At 43.4% G+C, this 20,196-nt stretch carries 17 protein-coding genes, 1 rRNA gene and 1 pseudogene; 8 read left to right on the top strand and 11 right to left on the bottom strand.

Translation table 11 applies throughout. The annotated features are described in order from the left end of the window. Positions 1 to 114: 114 nt before the first annotated feature. Together NDI42_RS17665 and NDI42_RS17660 are read left to right on the top strand one after the other, a co-directional pair. Positions 115 to 1,920: an ABC transporter transmembrane domain-containing protein gene (locus NDI42_RS17665; protein ID WP_199311358.1), complete on the top strand. Its 1,806-nt coding sequence runs from the start codon at positions 115 to 117 to the stop codon at positions 1,918 to 1,920. 59 nt (positions 1,921 to 1,979) lie between these two features. Beyond that, positions 1,980 to 2,546, top strand: a complete 567-nt coding sequence (locus NDI42_RS17660; RefSeq protein WP_199311357.1) for a Uma2 family endonuclease — start codon at positions 1,980 to 1,982, stop codon at positions 2,544 to 2,546. Positions 2,547 to 2,670: 124 nt separating this feature from the next. Here NDI42_RS17660 and NDI42_RS17655 read toward each other — a convergent pair whose 3' ends face one another. Beyond that, positions 2,671 to 3,156, bottom strand: a complete 486-nt coding sequence (locus tag NDI42_RS17655) for a pentapeptide repeat-containing protein (protein WP_190458606.1) — start codon at positions 3,154 to 3,156, stop codon at positions 2,671 to 2,673. Next, on the bottom strand, positions 3,156 to 4,148 hold the full coding sequence (locus tag NDI42_RS17650; protein ID WP_190458604.1) for a DNA-methyltransferase: 993 nt from the start codon (positions 4,146 to 4,148) through the stop codon (positions 3,156 to 3,158). The genes NDI42_RS17655 and NDI42_RS17650 overlap by 1 nt, the downstream gene beginning before the upstream one ends. A gap of 110 nt (positions 4,149 to 4,258) precedes the next feature. Between NDI42_RS17650 and NDI42_RS17645 the strand changes: the two genes are divergently transcribed. Next, positions 4,259 to 4,699 carry a hypothetical protein gene (locus NDI42_RS17645; protein WP_190458602.1) on the top strand — a complete coding sequence of 147 codons (441 nt, stop codon included), beginning with the start codon at positions 4,259 to 4,261 and terminating at the stop codon, positions 4,697 to 4,699. 168 nt (positions 4,700 to 4,867) lie between these two features. Here the strand turns inward: NDI42_RS17645 and NDI42_RS17640 are convergent, their stop codons facing one another. The 4 genes from NDI42_RS17640 to NDI42_RS17625 all read right to left on the bottom strand — a co-directional run bounded on the left by NDI42_RS17640 (position 4,868) and on the right by NDI42_RS17625 (position 9,157). Then, positions 4,868 to 5,491, bottom strand: a complete 624-nt coding sequence (locus NDI42_RS17640) for a TenA family protein (protein ID WP_190458600.1) — start codon at positions 5,489 to 5,491, stop codon at positions 4,868 to 4,870. 214 nt (positions 5,492 to 5,705) lie between these two features. Next, the gene (locus NDI42_RS17635) at positions 5,706 to 5,993 is read right to left on the bottom strand and encodes a GlsB/YeaQ/YmgE family stress response membrane protein (protein ID WP_190458599.1); all 288 of its coding nucleotides are present in this window, start codon (positions 5,991 to 5,993) and stop codon (positions 5,706 to 5,708) included. Between the two features lie 174 nt (positions 5,994 to 6,167). Next, positions 6,168 to 8,108, bottom strand: a complete 1,941-nt coding sequence (locus NDI42_RS17630) for an ABC-F family ATP-binding cassette domain-containing protein (protein WP_190458597.1) — start codon at positions 8,106 to 8,108, stop codon at positions 6,168 to 6,170. Positions 8,109 to 8,299: 191 nt separating this feature from the next. Further along, complete coding sequence (locus NDI42_RS17625; RefSeq protein ID WP_190426554.1) at positions 8,300 to 9,157, bottom strand: prohibitin family protein; 858 nt, start codon at positions 9,155 to 9,157, stop codon at positions 8,300 to 8,302. Positions 9,158 to 9,222: 65 nt separating this feature from the next. On the opposite strand from NDI42_RS17625, the gene NDI42_RS17620 reads away from it, so the two are divergent. Further along, positions 9,223 to 10,113, top strand: a complete 891-nt coding sequence (locus NDI42_RS17620; RefSeq protein WP_190458595.1) for an alpha/beta fold hydrolase — start codon at positions 9,223 to 9,225, stop codon at positions 10,111 to 10,113. Positions 10,114 to 10,191: 78 nt separating this feature from the next. Here NDI42_RS17620 and NDI42_RS17615 read toward each other — a convergent pair whose 3' ends face one another. Further along, positions 10,192 to 10,800 (bottom strand): 2OG-Fe(II) oxygenase, encoded by a 609-nt coding sequence (locus NDI42_RS17615; RefSeq protein ID WP_190458593.1) that lies wholly within the window; start codon positions 10,798 to 10,800, stop codon positions 10,192 to 10,194. 266 nt (positions 10,801 to 11,066) lie between these two features. Further along, positions 11,067 to 12,068: an NAD(P)-dependent alcohol dehydrogenase gene (locus NDI42_RS17610; protein ID WP_190458591.1), complete on the bottom strand. Its 1,002-nt coding sequence runs from the start codon at positions 12,066 to 12,068 to the stop codon at positions 11,067 to 11,069. 248 nt (positions 12,069 to 12,316) lie between these two features. On the opposite strand from NDI42_RS17610, the gene NDI42_RS17605 reads away from it, so the two are divergent. After that, a complete protein-coding gene (locus NDI42_RS17605; RefSeq protein WP_190458589.1) occupies positions 12,317 to 14,677 on the top strand; it encodes a DNA phosphorothioation-associated putative methyltransferase in 2,361 nt (786 codons plus the stop codon). 190 nt (positions 14,678 to 14,867) lie between these two features. Here NDI42_RS17605 and NDI42_RS17600 read toward each other — a convergent pair whose 3' ends face one another. Continuing rightward, positions 14,868 to 15,446 carry a hypothetical protein gene (locus NDI42_RS17600; RefSeq protein WP_190458587.1) on the bottom strand — a complete coding sequence of 193 codons (579 nt, stop codon included), beginning with the start codon at positions 15,444 to 15,446 and terminating at the stop codon, positions 14,868 to 14,870. 17 nt (positions 15,447 to 15,463) lie between these two features. On the opposite strand from NDI42_RS17600, the gene NDI42_RS17595 reads away from it, so the two are divergent. The 3 genes and pseudogenes from NDI42_RS17595 (at position 15,464) to NDI42_RS17585 (ending at position 18,064) form a co-directional block, all read left to right on the top strand. Further along, positions 15,464 to 15,784 carry a nucleoside triphosphate pyrophosphohydrolase gene (locus NDI42_RS17595; RefSeq protein WP_190458585.1) on the top strand — a complete coding sequence of 107 codons (321 nt, stop codon included), beginning with the start codon at positions 15,464 to 15,466 and terminating at the stop codon, positions 15,782 to 15,784. A gap of 21 nt (positions 15,785 to 15,805) precedes the next feature. Then, on the top strand, positions 15,806 to 16,918 hold the full coding sequence (locus NDI42_RS17590; RefSeq protein ID WP_190458583.1) for an acyl-CoA dehydrogenase family protein: 1,113 nt from the start codon (positions 15,806 to 15,808) through the stop codon (positions 16,916 to 16,918). Positions 16,919 to 16,978: 60 nt separating this feature from the next. Continuing rightward, positions 16,979 to 18,064: pseudogene (locus tag NDI42_RS17585) on the top strand (nucleotidyltransferase domain-containing protein). Positions 18,065 to 18,070: 6 nt separating this feature from the next. On the opposite strand, the gene NDI42_RS17580 reads toward NDI42_RS17585, so the two are convergent. Both NDI42_RS17580 and rrf read right to left on the bottom strand, forming a co-directional pair. Next, positions 18,071 to 19,897, bottom strand: coding sequence for a caspase family protein (locus NDI42_RS17580; RefSeq protein WP_190458581.1), 1,827 nt, complete (start codon positions 19,895 to 19,897; stop codon positions 18,071 to 18,073). Positions 19,898 to 20,086: 189 nt separating this feature from the next. Next, positions 20,087 to 20,196: ribosomal RNA gene (gene rrf / locus NDI42_RS17575) — 5S ribosomal RNA — on the bottom strand; the annotation flags it as partial.

Raw genomic sequence — 20,196 nt, 5'->3', positions numbered from 1 at the left:
TGCGCCGATAAACCCAACTGGTATTCATACCTATCAGCCATTTTGCATAAGCTGTCAGCTGGATAATTGCTAAAGTGGTTAAAGTCAGCTTTAACTATCTAGCGAAGTATCACCTTGGCTCGTAAACAATCCCTAAATCGGTCGCCTAAGACGCATCCCTTCAAGCGTCTGTTTGAATATGGACACAACTATCGCGATGCTATTAGGCAAGCAACTGTCTGTTCAATTCTCAATAAACTTTTTGACTTAGCACCACCCGCATTAATCGGTTTAGCAGTGGATGTGGTAGTTCAAAAAGATACTTCTCTGATTGCTAAATTCGGCATAAAAGATGTCTTTGGGCAACTTGTAGTAATTACCTTTCTCAGCTTCATTATTTGGGGGCTGGAATCTATTTTTGAGTATGCTTATGCTCTGCTTTGGCGCAATTTGGCTCAGAATATTCAGCATGACTTACGCCTTGATGCTTACAGCCATATTCAGGAACTGGAATTAGCCTACTTTGAAGAACGCAGCACTGGCGGTTTGATGTCTATCCTCAGCGATGATATCAATCAATTAGAGCGTTTTTTGGATGCTGGAGCTAACGATCTGATCCAGGTTGCCACAACAGTTGTAATTATTGGCGGTGCCTTCTTTATTTTGGCTCCTAGTGTAGCTTGGATGGCAATGTTGCCAATACCATTTATTCTCTGGGGTTCGATTGCTTTTCAGCATCGCCTTGCTCCTCGCTATGCTGATGTTCGGGAAAAGGTAAGTCTGCTCAACAGTCGCTTATCGAATAATTTGAGCGGGATAACAACGATTAAAAGTTTTGTCACAGAGAAATATGAAACTAACAGGATAGCAGAAGAAAGTGAGGCTTATCGGCAAAGTAACAGGAGCGCGATCGCTCTCAGTTCTGCCTTTGTTCCTTTGATTCGCATTATTATCTTAATCGGCTTTACAGCAACGTTGCTAATCGGAGGTATGGATGCCGCAAATGGCAGACTTTCTGTAGGTACTTACAGTGTATTAGTATTCCTAACACAACGGTTGCTCTGGCCTTTAACAAGATTGGGTGAAACTCTCGATCAGTATCAACGAGCAATGGCTTCCACAAACCGAGTCATGAATCTGCTTGATACACCGATTGCGATTCATTCTGGACACGTTTCCTTACCCGTTGCTTCAGTGCGCGGCGAAGTGGAATTACAGAATGTCACTTTTGCTTATAACGGGCGAAATCCAGTTATTAAAAATCTCTCTTTACACATTCCGGCGGGAAAGACAATTGCCATAGTGGGTTCTACTGGTTCGGGTAAGAGTACCCTGGTAAAACTGTTACTGAGATTGTACGAAATTAAATCGGGAACTATTACCTTAGATGGGATTGAATTGCGTGATTTAAAATTCAGAGATTTGCGCTCTTGCATCGGGTTAGTGAGCCAAGATGTCTTCTTATTTCATGGTACAGTAGCAGAAAATATCGCCTACGGTAGTCCCGATGCTACTGAAGCTGAAGTAATAGAAGCTGCTAAAATTGCCGAGGCGCACGATTTTATCATGCAGCTTCCCGAAAGCTACGACACAATTGTAGGTGAGCGAGGTCAGAAATTATCTGGCGGACAAAGACAGCGGATTGCGATCGCGCGTGCGGTGTTGAAAAATCCACCGATTCTGATTCTCGATGAGGCTACCTCCGCCGTAGACAATGAGACAGAAGCAGCCATTCAGCGATCGCTAGAACGAATTACCGCCAATCGCACCACGATCGCGATCGCTCATCGTCTCTCCACTGTCCGCAATGCTGATTGTATTTATGTGATGGAATACGGCAAATTAGTAGAACAAGGACGACACGAACAACTATTAGCTAAACGGGGAATTTATGCCAGTCTTTGGAAAGTACAGACAGGTATTAAAAGCGAAATAACTTAAAAATAAATTACAGAATTAGCTTCTAGTATCGTAAATTTATTACTCACCAATCGAGGTAGATGATGGTCAATGTAAGCAAGGGAACCAAACTCACATTACAGGAATTTTTGGCTTTACCAGAAGGAGATGTAATATATGAGTTTGTAGATGGTCAAGCAGTCCCTAAAGTGTCTCCAAAATATTTCCATTCGGCTTTACAATCAGCTTTATGGGTTCTCATCGGAGCGTGGTGTAGAGGACGCGGACGAATCGTTCTAGAATGGGCAGTGCTGTTGCAGCGTAATGGTCAGGATTGGGCACCTGTACCCGATTTAACGTACATTTCCTATGAACGCTTACCCGCAAGTTGGAAGCGTAATGAAGCTTGTCCTGCCATTCCTGAATGGGTAATAGAGATTATTTCGCCAGAGCAAACTATCAAACAATTTGAAGATAAGGCTAAAGATTATTTTGCGGCTGGTATTTCCAGAGTGTGGGTTGTAGATCCTGAACCTATGAATATTAGGGTATTTTTACCAGATGGAAGAATTCAAGCCTACACAGATACTATGCCGATTGTGGATACACTGCTTCCAGGGTTAGAACTAACAACAAGACAGATTTTTGAACAAGCAGAATTGATTTGAAGCTAAGGCGACAATAAGCGCGATCGCGTACTTTCAGTTAAGAATAATTATATGTTGCGCCGGGCGACTAAACGTTAGGAGACAAATATTTATATCGAGTTTAGTTTCCTTCCTTCCCATTACTTTAATCGTTGAAATTAGCACCGCAAATTTTTAAATATCTGCGCTGTTCGTTGGTTAACCCAATCCCTGTGCCAAAGTTGCACCCCTCTAATAAAGCATTTGTCCATATAGTTTCATTCAGAGTTGCACCCCTCAAATCTGCATTTCTCAAGTCTGCGCCAGCGAAATTGGCAAATAACAAATCGGCTTCTAATAAACGACTTCCCCTTAAATTGGCTCCTGATAAATCTCCCCGGATAAAGTTAACGCCGTCCAAATTTAAACCAGATAAATCTGCTCCCCTAAGATTAGGAAATTTGACCCGACTTGTATCTTTGAAAAAACGCATTACACAAGCTACATTTGCCTCAGTTAATGGCATTTGGGTTAAGAAATCGGCGTAACGCGCTATACCAAGGTCTTTGAGTATCAGCAACCGTTTTTCAGGATTTTGTTCAAGAAATTCGGTGCAGGTGCGGTAGAGGTTTTCAGTTGTAAAATTTAGCATTATATAAAACTGTGGTGAAGCTGGGTTTCAGAGGGTGTAATTTTGATTTTTTCTTGCCTTCTCAGAAGCTTTTCAAATAGTTTTGCAGCTGCATCATTATTTTCGTTAGCATCTAGAAATCGAAAAGCAGAAGCAGCTAAATAAGAGGGATTTTGCTCAAAGGCAATCCAGCGGCGTTGCACAGTTTCAGCAGCAAATCCAGTAGTATTAGATCCGGCGAAAATATCCAAAACTGTATCTCCTAGTTCTGTTAAAAAGTTGATAAAAAATAGCGGTAGTTTTTGAGGGAAGCGAGCCGGATGTGCAGGAATTCCCACCGCCTTACATAGCTGAATGTATCGAGAATTGCTTTCAGTATTGGGAATTTGCAACAAATTGGAAGGTATAGCACCACCATTATTAGTAGCAAAACTTGTTCCAATATCGTGACCTGATGGACGTTCTTTTGGTTTGTAATATTTTTCAGGATTTTCATGCAGCTTTTTCATTCGTTCGGAGTAAGGAACCAGAACCTTACTCACATTAGCTTTAGGATTGTCAGTTTTAGACAACCACCAAACAGTATTAACAGCATCTTTAGCTCGAATTTTACGTTTATTAACCCATTCAATCGGCGAAGGCAACTTGGAAGGATTGTACCAAAAAAACTCTTCAGCTAGACGAAAATCCAGCTCGTCGCATAGTTTAATTAAGATACGATAGTTATATAGCGATCGCACTGGACGTTTACTTTGGTATGCTCCACCAAGATCGAGTACAAAACTTCCCTGCGGTGCTAGAATGCAATACACCTTTTTACAGAAAGCAAACAGCCAATCTATATAAGCTTCTTGATCAACATTGCCATAACTCTTTTCGCGTAGCAGCGCAAATGGGGGAGAAGTAATTACTAAGTCAATTGAATCAGGTTCAATGCAATCTAGTAATTCCAGCGAATCGCCAATATAAGCAGCGCCATAGTTTGTAGTATATAAAGGACTTTCTAAAATCATAGCTATCATTTTTTACTAATACTTACAGTACAAATTGTATAATACAATCAATGCTCAGCAGCTTTCAGCCAGTTGTAGCGTTAGCACACAAGAAAACAAGGAGTCATAAAATGAGTACGGATAATACTGCAAATCATGAGGAGAAAAATATTGCTAGTGATGGCAAAGACAAACAAACTCCTAAAACAATTGACATAGATGGGAAGCGTCCAGTTGCTTCTGATGATATGCAGGTTAAAGACACCATCGACATAGATGGACACCGCCCAATTGCCTCTAGTAGTATTCAGGATCAAAACACTATTGACATTGATGGACACCGTCCGGTTGATCCTAGTAATCTTCAGGTTCTTGAAACAGTCGATATCGATGGGAAGCGTCCAATTGTTGCCGATGATATTCAGGTTCAAGGCACTATTGATGTAGATGGACACCGCCCAATCGCCTCTACTAATCTTCACGTTGATGAGACGATTTCTATAGCTGGAGATCGCCCAATCGCTTCAAATAACCCTGACGAACTTGATATTACAAGCGATTATATCGATTAGCAAAAATGCCTTCAGTGCGCTCAGGCTATTTGGCGCTTTTGCCTTCTAAGCCTGGCTCAGCAGGCTTTATATCTAATTTTTATAGATATTATCAAAGCCAAACAAACTCCGTGAATGCCTGGTAGGAGCGCGGAAAAACAACTCGCTCCTACGCCGTCGGGGATTTTCCTATGCTGCATTAAACGCCATCTGCCAAAAATCTTTTTCCAATCTTGCTACTTTTAGAAATGCTTCTTCTGCTTGATGTTGAATGCTTTCTGATGCAGTTTGTAGCCCCTGATCAGCTTGCTGTTCCAAAAGTTTTACATAGTTTGTAAAACCAGGATTTCCCCATCTGTCTGCAAATTCAGTGTAGGGTTCTGGCATCACCCCAGGCAACTGCCAACCTTGATTATATGCTAATTCAATTGCCCAAAAAGCAGTCGCTTGAACTGGGTATGGCATTGCAGCAAGGCTGTTCATGTAGTCACAGTATTCTGAGCAAGTTAGTTGTTTTTGGGTATCTAAATCTAGCTTTTGCAGAGCAGCTTTTTCCTTAAACCAGTTAAGTTCATCTTTCAGTGCTACTAATCCGCCCAAAATTACATCAAAATGTTGTGAAGGCGCGTTAGCTAATATTCTCCCTACCATTCGGGTGAAATCCACAACAAAGAGATAATCTTGCACCAACCATGTATTGAATTGTTTCTGCTGAATAGTTCCTAATTTGCATTGCACGAGGAAGGGATGCACCGTAGCTTCTTGCCACGCTTGAGTATGTTTTTGCAGAAGTTGTTGACAAGTCAAGGTCATATCAATTTTATTTTTTGATTTAGAATTAAGTGAGCATTAGAGAAAGCCGACTTGTACTAAAACTTTATCTTGATTTAACTGCTAACGCAACAGTAAAGTTTGAACTAATAGGAAGCATATTTTATAAAAAAGCCTACTTCACAGGAGGCTTTTTTAGAGTTACGGCACCAGCTAATCTAAATCTTCTTTGAGAAAAGTTTTTAAGTTCCTCAAATCATCGCCGATTATTTTGAGTTAACCGATTTACAAAACCTAGAATGGCTGCAAAGATAGCTGAGCCAATAATTGACCAGATAATGGGGAAGGGCTTACCTCCAATATTGAGAGCAAATATCACAGGAAGATCAAACTCATTGGCAACCCAGAGTCCTATGTATGCACCGATAATTCCAACTACTATCGAAAGTAGGCAACCTCCTGCCGAGTAACCAACCAACGCTTGCCCAGTGCTGCCGCAAATCGCGGCAATCACCAGTAACACAAGAATCTCTACTGGTGTCATTGTTCCTCCAGTGTGCGAGTAATATAACTGCTAATAGATTCTCACAATGCGTGCTGTTTCAGGAAGGTGGTGAATATTAGCGCACTTTTCCCGAATAGTTCGTAAAACGGCTCGTTAGTTAATTCTAAATCCTGTGTAGGTTTAGCGTTACGTTAATATTCCTCTCCTATTCTGTTAAGCCTCAACCTCAGCTAATTCCATCCAACGTTCAGTCGCAGCGTCAATTTGTTGAGTTAAAGATTCCACCTTTTCATACAGTTCCCGAACCAGGGTGATTTTGCCAGGAGGAGCATTATAAAGCTCTTTCTCTACTTCAGATTTTTGGGATTCCAGTTGGGCAATCTTACCTTCAAGCATCTCAAACTCGCGCTTCTCTTTTGATGAAAGCTTGCGCGGCTTGCCGTTATCTGGTGCTTGCCTCTGGGACTTCCAATCTTTGGATTGAGTATCTTTCTGCTTGTCTTTATTATTAGCAGTGGCTTCAGCCTTTTCAAGTTCTTCTTCTGCTTGCTTGAACTCCAGATATATAGAGTAATTGCCCGGATATAAACGTAGGTTTCCCCCTGGTTCAAAAGAAAAAATAGTCTCTACAGTACGGTCGAGAAAATAGCGATCGTGGGATACTGCAATTACGCATCCGTTGAAATCTTCTAGATAGTCTTCCAGCACTGCGAGGGTTTGCACATCTAAGTCATTTGTCGGTTCGTCCAAAATTAAAACATTGGGAGCGCTCATCAAAACGCGCAACAGAAATAAGCGACGTTTTTCACCACCGGAAAGCTTATTGATTGGGGCATATTGTTGATTACCAGGAAATAAGAAACGCTCCAACATTTGCGAGGCTGTAATCTGAGTTCCGTCGGCAATTTTGACGTATTCCCCCACTTCTTTTATGTAGTCGATTACTCGCTGATTTTCGTTCAAAGCTTCGAGTAGTTCTTCAGAGTGCTGGTCAAAGTAGCCGATGTGAATTGTTGTGCCTATTTCAACGCTGCCTGAATCCGGTTGAATGCGGGCGGTGATAATATCCATTAAAGTAGATTTACCTGCGCCATTGCCGCCAATAATGCCGATGCGGTCTTCCGGACTGAATTCGTAGGTAAAATCTTTAATTAGAGTGCGTCCATCGTAGCCTTTAGAAACATTTTTTACCTGAATAACTTTTTTGCCAATCCGACGACCAGGAGTAGCAATATCAACTTTTCCTTGAACTTGTTTAAACTCCAAGTTTTGCATATCGTGGACGCGATCTATCCGGGCTTTCTGTTTGGTGCTACGCGCTTTTGGCCCTCTTTTCAGCCATTCTAATTCGCGGCGAAGTACGCCCTGATGTTTGCGTTGACTGCTGATGGCAGATTCTTCACTGAGAGCTTTTTTTTCCAGATAATAAGAATAGTTACCGGCGTATGTGTAGAGTTCTCCTCTATCGATTTCGAGGATACGATTGGTGACGCGATCGAGAAAATAACGATCGTGAGTAATTAACAGAATTGCACCTCGATAGCGATTTAAGTAACTCTGCAACCACTCAACAGATAAAGCATCCAAATGGTTTGTCGGTTCATCCATCAACAACACATCGGGTTCTGATAGCAAGGCGGCTGCTAAGGCAATGCGTTTGCGATATCCGCCAGATAAACTACCAACTTGAGCGTTAAAATCTTCTATTCCTAGTTTTGTGAGGATGATTTTTGCATTCGTTTCTAGTTCCCAAGCACCAGTCGCATCCATGCGTTGCATGACAGCAGAGAAGCGAGACATTAGTTGCTGGCTATCCTCTGGATTGTGAGCCAGTTTATCTGACAACTCCTCATATTCCCGCACGAGGGACATTTGTTCGCCGCTATCAGCAAAAACCTGCTCTAAAACTGTATTATCTTCGTTTAAATCTGGTTGTTGCGGTAAGTAAACAATTCGCACTCCAGAGTTAACTAAAAGTTGACCGTCATCAATCGGTTCTAAACCAGCTATTATCTTCAACAGCGTAGATTTCCCAGAGCCGTTGGTGCCAATTAATCCAACTTTATCTGTGGGATCAAGGCTAAAACTGGCATCTTTTAGGATTTCTTTGATGCCAAAGTCTTTTTTAACAGATTGTAGTGTGAAGATGCTCATAATTTCAGTTTAATTGTTCAGCATTTTTCAGAGTGGATAATTCCCACCCTACAAATTTTCTTAGCCCCCTTTAAAAGAGGGTTGGGGGGAGCAAAACGTTAAGCGAATAGGCTCTAGCTCCCCTCGTCCCCCTTTAAAAGGAGGGATCTGAATCGAAAAAGTCAAACATTGTGTAAATCTTTTAACACTATCTACTGAGGGGCGGATGTATCCTGAAGATTACCCAGGTTAAAAAGGAATGGAATACTGCTATTAGAGTTACCACCCGTTACCAAAACTTTTGGCATTTGGGAACCTCCCTGTCTCCAAGCTTCAATTGCTTCTTTCTGAAGAACTAATGCACCCCCTTGTGCCTTAAGTGTCTCAGCGAGGAGTCTTTGAGCTTCCGCTTTACCTTGGGCGCGATTGATTTCTGCTTGGGCTTCTTGTTCAGCTTCCTGCGCTACGTAGACGGCTCGTTGCGCCCGCTGTTCAGCGATTTGTTTCTCTTCGACTGCTCTAGAGAATTCTGGGGAGAAAGCTAGGTCAACTACGCTGGTATCTAGCACAATAATCCCGTACTTATCTAACCGTTCCCCCAAGGCAGTATCAAAGTCTTCCTTCAGTTCATTTCTTTTGGTAATTGCTTCTTCAACTGTTCTCCGGGCGGCGGCAATTTTGAAGGATTCCTGAGTCTGGGGCGCAATAATTTTCGAGACGATATTCTCTAAGGTTCCTTGTTTCCTTCTTACCTCAACTACCTTTATCGGGTCGAGGCGGAAGTTGATGGCGAATCTAGCGGATAAATCCTGAAGATCCTTGGTGGAACTTTGCGCCGGAACTTCAAATTTTTGCACTGTCAGATCGTACACGTCTACTACTGAAATCAGTGGTGGTTTGATGTGGATTCCCTCTAACAAACCTCCATCTTGGGCTTTACCGAGAATGCTGATTACTCCGGCTTGGCCTGGGGTGATGATAATAAAAGAATTGAGACCAATGAGAAGCACTAATGCTGCAAGAATCCCTGCTACGAGTGTTTGCCAATTCTGCGAATACTGATTTTTCAAGGTTTGATCTCCATTTCTTCTAGGGTGACTTTTCGATCGCCCTTCTCCACGGTAAACTAAAATTCATGTTTACCAGTTCTCTACCATCCGCGATCGCGCAACTCTCTGAATCTACCTCGATTGCGCTGGCTCAAAGCATCGAGTGTCACGCGATCGCTACTCCTCTTGGGCAACAAGCGATCGCTACTACCTACGTCCACCAGGGTAGCGGTGGCACGCCGATCTTGCTACTTCACGGCTTCGATAGCTCTGTATTCGAGTTTCGCCGCCTCTTGCCGCTGCTGGCGGCTCAAAATGAGACGTGGGCGCTGGATTTATTGGGTTTCGGGTTTACAGAACGCTTGACCAAATTACCCTTTAGCCCATCTGCTATTAAAACCCATCTCTACTATTTTTGGAAAACGCTGATCAAAGAGCCAATAATTTTGGTGGGTGCTTCTATGGGAGGCGCGGCGGCGATAGATTTTACTCTTACCTACCCGGAAGCTGTGCAAAAGTTGGTGCTGATTGATAGCGCTGGTTTTGCCAGTGCGCCCAATATTGGCAGGTTCTTAGTTCCGCCCATCGCCTATCTAGCTACTTCATTTTTGCGGAATCCGAAAGTACGCGATCGCATTTCACGCAATGCTTACCACGATCAAACTCTTGCCTCCCTCGATGCCCAACTGTGTGCCGCTTTGCACCTAGATTCTGCTGGTTGGCACGATGCTTTAATTGCCTTTACCAAGAGTGGCGGTTACAACTTTTTGGGCGATAAAATTGCCAAAATTGACAAGCAAACGCTGATTTTGTGGGGCGACTCTGACAGGATTTTGGGGACGGGAGATGCAGAGAAGTTTAGGAACGCGATCGCGCAATCTCAACTAATCTGGCTCCAAAATTGCGGTCACGTTCCCCACCTTGAACAACCCCAAATTACCGCCCAGCAAATTCTAGAGTTTAGTAAAAATGCCTGACGACTAAAGTCGCGGCTATACAGACAGGCTTTGCTTGTATAGCGCCACCCTTCAGGGTGTGGGCGTATATTAGCAGCTTCATAATTTCTCTTTTTTCATTTTTTTCGCCCTCGATTCAATCGTAAACTCAGGAATATCTTCAAGTTCCTTCTCAGACAAACTATACTGTTCGCAAACCAAACTCAGGCGAAACCCTGGACTTGTAACTTGATTAACTGAGTGAGTTAAATCGCCCTGAAAATCTACTAAAGTATTAACTTGGGGGCGGATTTGTCCTACATTTCGCTTTGAAGAGCGTAGCACTAACTCCCCTCCAACAAGATCCGGTGGCACCTGGATATAAAGTACACTTACTCTATCTGGCGGTTCGATAGTCTTGCAATAAGAACGCAGGCTGCGGTCGATATGCGGATCTACACGAGAACCCTCTTTAAGCATCAAAGGATTTAGATAAAAGGCGTTGCACGTCGAATGCAAAGCCACGCTTAAATAAGGTTTAAAAAAGGGAAAAAGTCTCTCAACTTCCGCAACACCTGAGCGCTGAAATACAATCGAAAATCCTTTAGTTTCCACAAAGTCGCGGTTTAAGTTGTTAACCGCAAAATACGGAGAAGCTAGAATCTGCCCCTGCAATTTGCTGAGATATTCAGGCGCAAAAATATTTTTCTGTAGGCAATAGTAACTCAAGGCAAGGTAATTGGTAATTAGTAACTAAAAATTTAATACAGGAACAAAACCCTACACGCTCAAAGCAACATAACTGGAAAATTCTTAAAACAGGGACTTAATAGCTATTAATTCAAAGCTCCTATAGCCATTCTAACTCATTGGTAAACTTCTCCTTTCTCTTCCTCTGGTCCTCGGCAGTTCATTTAAAAAAGGTAGAGACGTTGCATACAACGTCTCTAGAAATCAAATAGAATTGCGATAACTCATAACTCTTCTAAATTCTATTACTTCGCCAGCACAGCTCGATAACGCACCTTGTTATCGCGCACCTTTTGCATTGCCTCATTAGCTTGTTCAAAAGGAAACACTTCAACCAGCGGTTGAATCCCATATTTCTCCGCCACAGAAAGCATTTCCAGCATCATTGCCCGTCCCCCAATTGGAGATGCCATAATTCGGCGACGCTTATTTAGCATTGCTCCGATAGGCACATTTAGCGGTTCAGAGGGAACGCCCACCAAAACTAAAGTTCCATCAGAATCAAGGTGTTCCAGATAAGCTGCCCAATCAAGAGAAGCAGGAACCGTACTCAGCAGAATGTTCAGCTTCTGGGTGGGTGCTGGTGGCGTTCCAGCAGGGACAACAACTGTGTGACGCGCCCCTAGCTGATGGGCAAATTCAGCTTTGTCGTCTGAGGTAGTAAAGACGGTGACGCTGTTACCTAAACGGCTAGCAAACTGCACCGCCAAATGACCCAAACCACCAACGCCAATCACGCCAATTTCTTGCCCGGAGGTCATTCCCGCACTGCGTAAAGCGGAGTAGACTGTGATTCCGGCGCACAATAAGGGCCCTGCTAATTTTGTCTCAATGCCTGCTGGAATCGGGAAGGCGAAGCGAGAATCCACCATCAGATAGTCAGCAAAGCCACCAGGCCCGGTGACAATTAATCCTTGATTTTCGTCGCACAGATTTTCATTTCCTCTGAGACAATCGCGGCATTGCAGACAGGAGGAACGTTGCCAGCCAACACCTACTCTGTCTCCCGTTTTGATATGATTCACCTGCGAACCAATTTCCACTACTTCGCCAATGACTTCGTGACCAGGCACTAGGGGATAGTTGGATGTCTCCCAGTCATTATCAATCATGTGCAGGTCTGAGTGACAGATGCCGCACGCTAACACTTTGATGACGCAATCGTGCGCCTGTGGGGGTTCGACGGCGAATTCGTAGGGCTGGAGAGTTGCCCCTTGCTGCTGGGCTGCTAATGCTTGAATTTGCATTTTAAAGTTCTTTACTAATTGTGGAAGAAAATACTGATTGATTGTTTTATGGAATTCTATACTTTGAATCAGGATCTCTGTGACTGGTAGAGAAAGAGAGCAAGTAAGGGAGTATAAATTGATAAGCTTTTCTACGTATTTCCGATTTGAAAAGATTATTTAAGAGCAATTAATAATTCTTCAACGTCTTAATTAACACATTGATTTTACAGTGTATGTATCATGTTTTTCGGGGAAATGGTGAGAGCATGAGAAATAAAGTTGTTGAAAAGTGGGATGCGTTGCTGTTTCTATGCTTGACTCAAGCACATTGGCGCGAATACATCCTCATTTACCTCGCCCTTCACAATTTTAGCGATCGCTTCCAACTCGAAAACATCGCCGCCGCTGTCGAAACTGATCTTAATGCCTTGCGCGACAATTACGAGCAAGTTGGAGAGACTGCTGCTGAAATTTTGTTGGATGCGATCGCATCCAGTATCATTGCTTACTGTTGCCAAGTCAGTGAAATTGGTAAACTCTTGCCCGGAGCGCTCTACGTTCATGTATCAGCACTTTCGCACCTTCATCCACTGCTGAGACTCTCCGAAGGCTATGCAAGGCGTACTTTTAATCGTATTGATGGCGCTAACATTATCAAGTTCAACATAGAGCAGCCGACTAAAATATCTTACCTGTTCTACCCTGAATTTGATACTGATGCCCATCCCGCCTTACACGCCAGCATCCAGGTTGACATCCAAAATAGGAGTATAAGCGATCGCGACTACAGCACCAGCGATAATCCTCCCATTCTCCACCGTAAAGAAACCTTCGTTACCCCAGACTATCCCCACTACCAAGAATTCGCTAACCTCACCCGCCAGGAAGAAGAATTGCGGCTTTTAAACAAAACTTCTTCGATTGGAACTCTTCGGGGTTGGTTGCAATGTTTAGAAAATTATGGGGTCGAAATTCAGGGACATCAAATTATTCGCCTAGCGCCAATATCGCCCTTTCAACTGCCAAAAATAGAACGCCACAAAGCCGCAATTATCCGCAAAAATATTTCCCGTCCGGTGCGTCTCGCAATGGAAGCTGACTTATTTAATCAAGATACAACTTTTTTTGATTATGGTTGTGGTCATGGTAGCGATATCACGTACATCTCAGAAAAAGGCTACATCAGCGCAGGTTGGGACCCTTATTATTCTCCTGATACTCCTCTTACCCCAGCAGATATCGTCAATATCGGCTATGTAATCAATGTAATTGAACGCACAGATGAGCGTCGAGAAGCGTTAATAAAAGCGTGGGAACTAACAGGAAAAGTTTTAATTGTTGCCGCACTTGTTTTAATTGATGATAGAGAAACGGGACAAGTTGCTTATGGCGATGGAGTGATAACTCGCCGCCATACTTTTCAGAAATACTACCAACAGGAAGAACTTAAAACTTATATTGACCAGGTTCTTAGTGTCGATTCGGTGCCAGTTGCGCTGGGAATTTACTTTGTTTTTCGAGATGAAAGCCTTGCCGAAACATACCGCGCTTCGCGCTTTCGTTCCCGCGCTACTACTCCCAGAGTTCGCGCCAACATCAAGCGATTTGAAGATTACCAGGAAATGTTAGCGCCGCTAATGACTTTTGTAACTGAACGCGGCCGTTTGCCAGTAAAAAGTGAAGTAGCAGAGTTAGAAGATTTGAGGGCAGAATTTGGTAATTTTCGTCGTGCATTTCAGGTAATTTTACAAGCTACCGACCAAAAAGAGTGGGATGCAATCGCGCATAAACGCCGCCTCGACCTTCTAGTTTATCTTGCACTCAGTAAATTTGCGCGATCGCACAAATCCAAACACATTACATCAGAAATCCGAAATGACATAAAAGGTTTATTTGACACCTACGAAGAAGCTTGGGAAATGGCTGAAGAAATGCTATTTAGTTTAGGCGACCCTGGTGTAATTGCTAACTGTTGCCAACAAAGCGCCGTTGGCTGTACCACCGGGTTTAAACACGCTCCCCTTTTTCCCAGTTCCTTTCTAGTTCACATATCAGCTTTTTCGGAACTTGACCCTTTGTTGCGCCTCTACGAAGGCTGCGCCAATCGCACAATCGGCCGATTAGATGGAGCCACCTTAATCAAGTTTTACACCAACCAACCAAAAATATCTTACTTATTTTACCCGGAATTTGACGCCGAACCTCATCCAATTCTGCACACCAGTATGCAGATTGATCTCAGAGATTTAAGCGTCAGACATAAGAATTATAAAAAAATCAACGACCCTCCAATTCTGCACCGAAAAGAAAGTTTAGTCACTCCCGACTATCCAAACTACAAAAAATTTGTCAGGCTTACTCAGCAAGAAGAAAATTGGGGACTTTTAGACGATCCTAGTGCGATTAAAAATCTTAAAGGTTGGCAGCATATTCTAGAAAAAAACTGTGCGGAAATTAAGAATTATCGTCTTTATTGGCGCAAAGATGCCGATCCCTATCAGATAAAATTAGTACAATCTTATCGTAAAAAAAGACAAAAGACAAAAGCCAATTATAGCGGTTCTATCTTAGATTTAATCCAATCTGACCTCTCCCCCAACCCAACACCTACAAGGGGAGGGGAGTAAATTTTCTCGTAGTTCTTTTTAGGTAAGGGGGTTGGGAACCTACTGCCTGGGAATGTCTTTCTGAAGACGACCGCCTCCATTTATGGAGTGACGTATAACCCATAACTAGGTTATATGTCATCAACTTTACGAATTAGAAACGCGAAGCAGGGGCCTCTCCTCAAGCATTTATTTCTATACGATTCTTAAGCTATCCTTGCAATTCCTTAGCTACCTTAACCCAATGTTCAATTCCCTTTTGTGTCGGTTGTCCCGATGGCGTGAACGTCCTTATGTCTCTCTTGTGTTGAGAACCATAACTGATATGAATTGGTCTATCTACTCCATAAAAGTATAAAGAATCAAACGGTAATTTTTCGCTGACTATCCAATCTACTACTTCATTACTAGGTGAACCCAAAATAAAAAAGTCACAAGCAGCACCCGGCCGTTTACAATAATATTTACCATTGTTATTCACTTCATGCGCCATGTGCTGATCTAGTTCAGGAGCAACACGCCCATTTTTCAGACCTGTAACTGGATCTTTGCTTTCTAGATATTTTTTCAAATTTTTAGAGCAAAAACCATACGTTAACTGAAAATTATCAATACCGAAAAAATCAATAATCGGATTTAAAATAAATTCATTTAATTTTTGCAGTGCAGGAAGCGTTTGTTCACTATTTTGAGGGAAAGGATTGATTTGCGTGGCGTATTTTTGATAAGTCTGAGTACAAGTGCAAAAATAATCTAGAGTAAGATATTTTCCTAGTAAGATTTTTTTCATAATTATCATTACCCTGTATGCGTCAAGAGTACAATAAGCTAGTGCGAGACCGTATTCCCGAAATTATCCACCAAGCAGGGAAGCAGTGCGAAGTCGAGGTGATGTCACAGACAGAGTACCTTCAGGCTTTACGAAATAAACTTATCGAAGAAGCGCAAGAAGCAGCTATTGCCACTCCTCAAGACTTAGTGAAAGAACTAGCTGATCTCTACGAAGTCATTGATACATTATGTACAGAATATCAGATAAATACTTCTTCAATTATTGCAGAACAAGAAAGACGACGCGCCGAACGTGGTGGCTTTAAAAGTCGCCTGAGATTATTGTGGACGAAGTAGGCACATTGCTAACTTATAAGCATGGATAAACAGCCACACCTTCTAGACATTGCTGAGTTTTACCTGCACAAATCAGTTGCACCATTAGCCGCAGAAATTGATAGCAACCCGGAAGCACTACGAGAGGCATTAAAAGGACTCGGCGAACGTTCCTTATTGGCGTTGCGAGTTCCCGAACAGTGGGGAGGTGCGGAAATTAGTGAAGAGACTTTTCGGACTTTCCAAGAGCTAGTAGCAAGATATTCTGGGGCTTTGGCGTTCTTACAAACTCAACATCAAAGTGCTGCTGGGATGTTCGTCGCCAGTGAAAACTCTTCCCTAAAACAAGAGTATCTTCCCCGCATGAGCAACGGTGAGATTCTAGTGGGTGTCGGATTCTCGCAACTGCGTCGTCAGGGCGAAGCAACTGTGAAAGCTTTGCAAGTCGAAGGGGGATATCTGTTAGATGGACAAGTGCCTTGGGTAACAGGTTGGAATTTATTTCAAGAGTTTATTGTTGCTGCAACACTCCCCGATGGTGGTGCTGTATTCGGCGTTTTGCCTTTTGCGGAAATGTATCAGGAATCTGGAGGTTCAATAACATTCAGTAAGCCAATGGAACTAGCAGCAATGACTTCAACCAACACTGTCACCGCAACGTTAAAAAGTTGGTTTTTGATGCGATCGCATATCGTTTCTGTCAAGCCTGCGGGTTGGATACACGAAAACGACAAAAAGAATGTCCTCTACCAGGGATTTTTTGCTTTGGGATGCGCCAGAGCAGGCCTTGATATCTTGGAAAGTGCCTCCCAATCCAAGCAAAATGCCTTTATTACCGAAGCTTTAGCAGCCCTCGATCGGGAACTTAACGACTGTAGAACTGCTATCAGGCATCCCCCTGAGCCTTTTACAGAACGTTTGCAAATTCGAGTTTGGGCAATTGACATAGCAGTGCGATGCGCCCATGCTGCTGTAACCGTTTCCAGTGGTGCTGCAAACTACAGCCGCCATGCAGCGCAGCGAGTCTACCGCGAGGCGCTGGTGTTTACTGTTTCCGGTCAAACTACAGCTGTGATGGAAGCGACGCTCAACAGGTTAGCGCGATCGCAATCCCTGCTCAAAACCAATGCAACCACGACCAATTTTCCTTACTAGGCGTAGCGCATACAAGATGTCTCCAATAATTACTAACAATCAGCCAGGGGTAATTAATCTATGAATCGTCAAGAAGTTGAAAATAGAACTATTATTATTGCCTTAACTGGTTCCAGAGGTTACGGATTATCAACTGAAACCTCTGATTATGACTATCGCGGCATTTTTATCGCCACCAAACCGTATTATTTGGGCTTTTCGCAAATAGAACAAAAGGACAAAGGTTGGGCAGAAGAACCAGGAAATTTTACGTATCTTACCAAAGATACTAGCATTTATGAGCTAAAAAAGTTTTTAGAACTATCTGCTGACAACAACCCCAATATTCTAGAGCTTTTGTGGTTTAAAGACTACGTTCATATAACTCAAATCGGCAAAATATTGAAAGAGTATAAGCAGATGTTCCTCTCGAAAAACGTGAAACATACATATGCAGGATACGGTTATGCCCAAATCAAAAAATTAGAGTCTCACCGCCGCTGGTTACTGGAACCACCTACAAGAAAACCTGAGCCAGAAGATTTTGAATTGGAGCGAAATCAACCGCTAAGTGTGGGGGAAATTAATTCCTTTTTAGAATATTTATACCTGTTGATTAGAGATAGGATTCAGTTTTTAGAAGAAGCGCAGCAGCTTTATAATTTACTGACTGCGGTATATTGATTTCAAGGGAATATTGAAGCAATACACGTTACCAGAAGAAACGTTAGAATATACGCGCCAACTTAGCAATAGTTCGCCAGATTTTATTAAACTATTGCAAAAAAGCCAGCAGTATCAGAATGCCGTAGAGAGTATGAAAACTATCAACAATAGAAGAAAAATCGTAATCCATAACGAGCAGTAATGGAAGCGAAAGTAGGGTATGACTCTAAATTTGCTATGCAGGCTATCCGATTATTAAGAACAGGAATCGAAATTTTAGAGACACAAAAATTGATCGTGGATCGCCGAGAGACAGGTGATGTACAGGAATTGCTGGCTATTAAAAGTGGCGAATTTAGCTATGAAGAAGTGATGGCGATCGCTAATGCCCTCTACAAAGGACTCGATGAAGCTTACGCTAAATCTAGCCTACCGAGAAGTGTAGATAGAGAGCCTATCAATCAACTTTGTATTGATTTAGTGGCAATGCAAGGATGGTAAAGGCTTTTACTTTGTTCCGGCTGCCTTCTTTTTCCACTGCACAATTGCCTTTTGAGCTGGCGTATAAGCTGGTGTATTTTCCGGAACTAAGGCCGCCGTCTGAATAGCATCATCAAGCCTACCCTGAGATGCGCGAGACTGAGCTGTTTGATAAATTGTTTGACTCCACTGGGAAATTAACTGCTGAGCTTCAGCAAAGCCAGGCTGATTCGGCGGTACTTTGCGGGCGGCGCGGATGGCAAGATTGTAAGAAGAAGCCTGTCCGGGCTTAATCAATCCTTTAGCTCCCTGGATGATTATGTTGTTCGTCCGCTGCACCTGTGCCTTTTCCCGCCAGGAAGCCATCGCTTGCTGAGTCTGATTGTAAATCGACTGATTATCTTGGGGAACCAGTTGCGCCGTAGTGATCGCTTTATCAAACTGCCCCTGTTTTGCCCGTCCCTCAGCTAAATCTAGAATTACCCCACTCCAGCGTGCTATGTCATCCTGCGCTTGTTGGTATAGCGGTTCGTCCGGTTTAATTTGTTGGGCAACTGCGATCGCCTGACTAAACTGAGAAGCTTGATTCGGTACAATCAAAGTTCTTGCCTTGTCCAACACCGCTTGATTAGCCTGTTGTTGAGTTTCTTGACTTACTGTTTTAGTCTGCGATTCAGAACCATAAGGAGCCGACTGTAACTTCACAGTTTGAGGTATGGAACCCACAGTATTGGTATCTGTTGGCGTCAGCAGTGCCTGCTGACCCATAAATGCTGCTTGGTTACGGAGAACCACTCCCCCTATCAATGCCACTAGCAGTGCAGCACCGCCGCCCAATAAAAGCCAACTTAGCCAACCTGGGGTCTCATCTGCTACCTCTGTAGTGTTTCCACCTGTGACGGGGACAAGAGCAGCGCGGCTTAAGTTTGTTTCTGGTGGTGTAGAACTCGGCATCTTCCTAAAGGAGGCTGCCGTTGGTGCGTTATTGTAACTTGCCCGATCAGGAGCAGCCTCCTGACGAGTTATTTTGTCTTTGACGTTATCTCTACCAGAGTTATAAATAGCTGCTGGAACCGTATCAGAAGCTATTGCTCCATTCCAATTCCTAACATGTTCTGGCAGGGTTGGTAGCTGATGGTGACTAGCCAAGGAGGGCATCACAATCAAGGGTGACTGAACGGGTTTCCAGTGGTGTTGGCTCAACTCTGGCAGACGCGATCGCAGATAACTTACCAGGCTCTCGAATGTCTTGCCTTGGCTAGAGCGCAGTCCTTCCAGCAGCACTGCTGTAAACAATCCGTGACCCAGAGAGGAAGTTTCGTGCGAAAACTGGTCAAGTTGGCAGGAAAGCACTGTGGCAATGCCCATCTCTTTAGCCAATTCCACAGTCTGCGTCCCCACATTAGCACCAGATTGACCGCCTTGAGAGCGATTCATATCTAGCAACACCAAGATATTTTCAGACCGGGACTCTTTGAGAGAGGCAAAAAGCGATCGCACGGATATTCCAGTTTCAGCAATTTCCGCTGGATTACCCTCACTAGGCATCAAGTAATCCTCTCCATCCAGCGTTACACCATAGCCACTGAAAAACAACCAAAGCGAATCATCAGCACTTATTGGACTTTGGCACCATTCATCAATCCAGTCCAGCAAGTTTTCCCTCGTAGGATACGCTGAGCGATCGCCAATCGGCGGCGAGGTATCGGTTAACAGCAAACACTGGTCTGGTGACCATCCAGCTTCCTCAAGCAAAAACTGCCACAGCGCCTGTGCATCGGCTTGGGCATAGCTAAGGGGTTGAAAAAACTGATATTGATTAATGCCAATTGCCACGCAAGAGTGATTTGCCATATCCCATACCCCAGCTATCTATTAGAGCCAAAATAGCATTTACTAACCAAGCCAGCTTGCTACTGCCAGAGTGCGACAGGAGGTGACACCTGACACCACAAAATATATAGCAGCGATAGCAGCGTGCATAAGCTCAATAATATGATAAAAGGGTCGCTCCTAGGAGCGACCCTTTATGTTGAAAATATAACCTGGCACTGAGCTATTTTCCCAGGCAGTCACCCACCAAGTATCTTCGCCGCAGCCGCGTTTCACCTCCGAGTTCGGGATGGAGTCGGTGTGGTTCCACAGCGCTAATA

It is taken from the genome of Funiculus sociatus GB2-C1, assembly GCF_039962115.1.
GTDB lineage: Bacteria > Cyanobacteriota > Cyanobacteriia > Cyanobacteriales > FACHB-T130 > Funiculus > Funiculus sociatus.
This window is presented reverse-complemented; position numbering and strand designations above follow the sequence as displayed.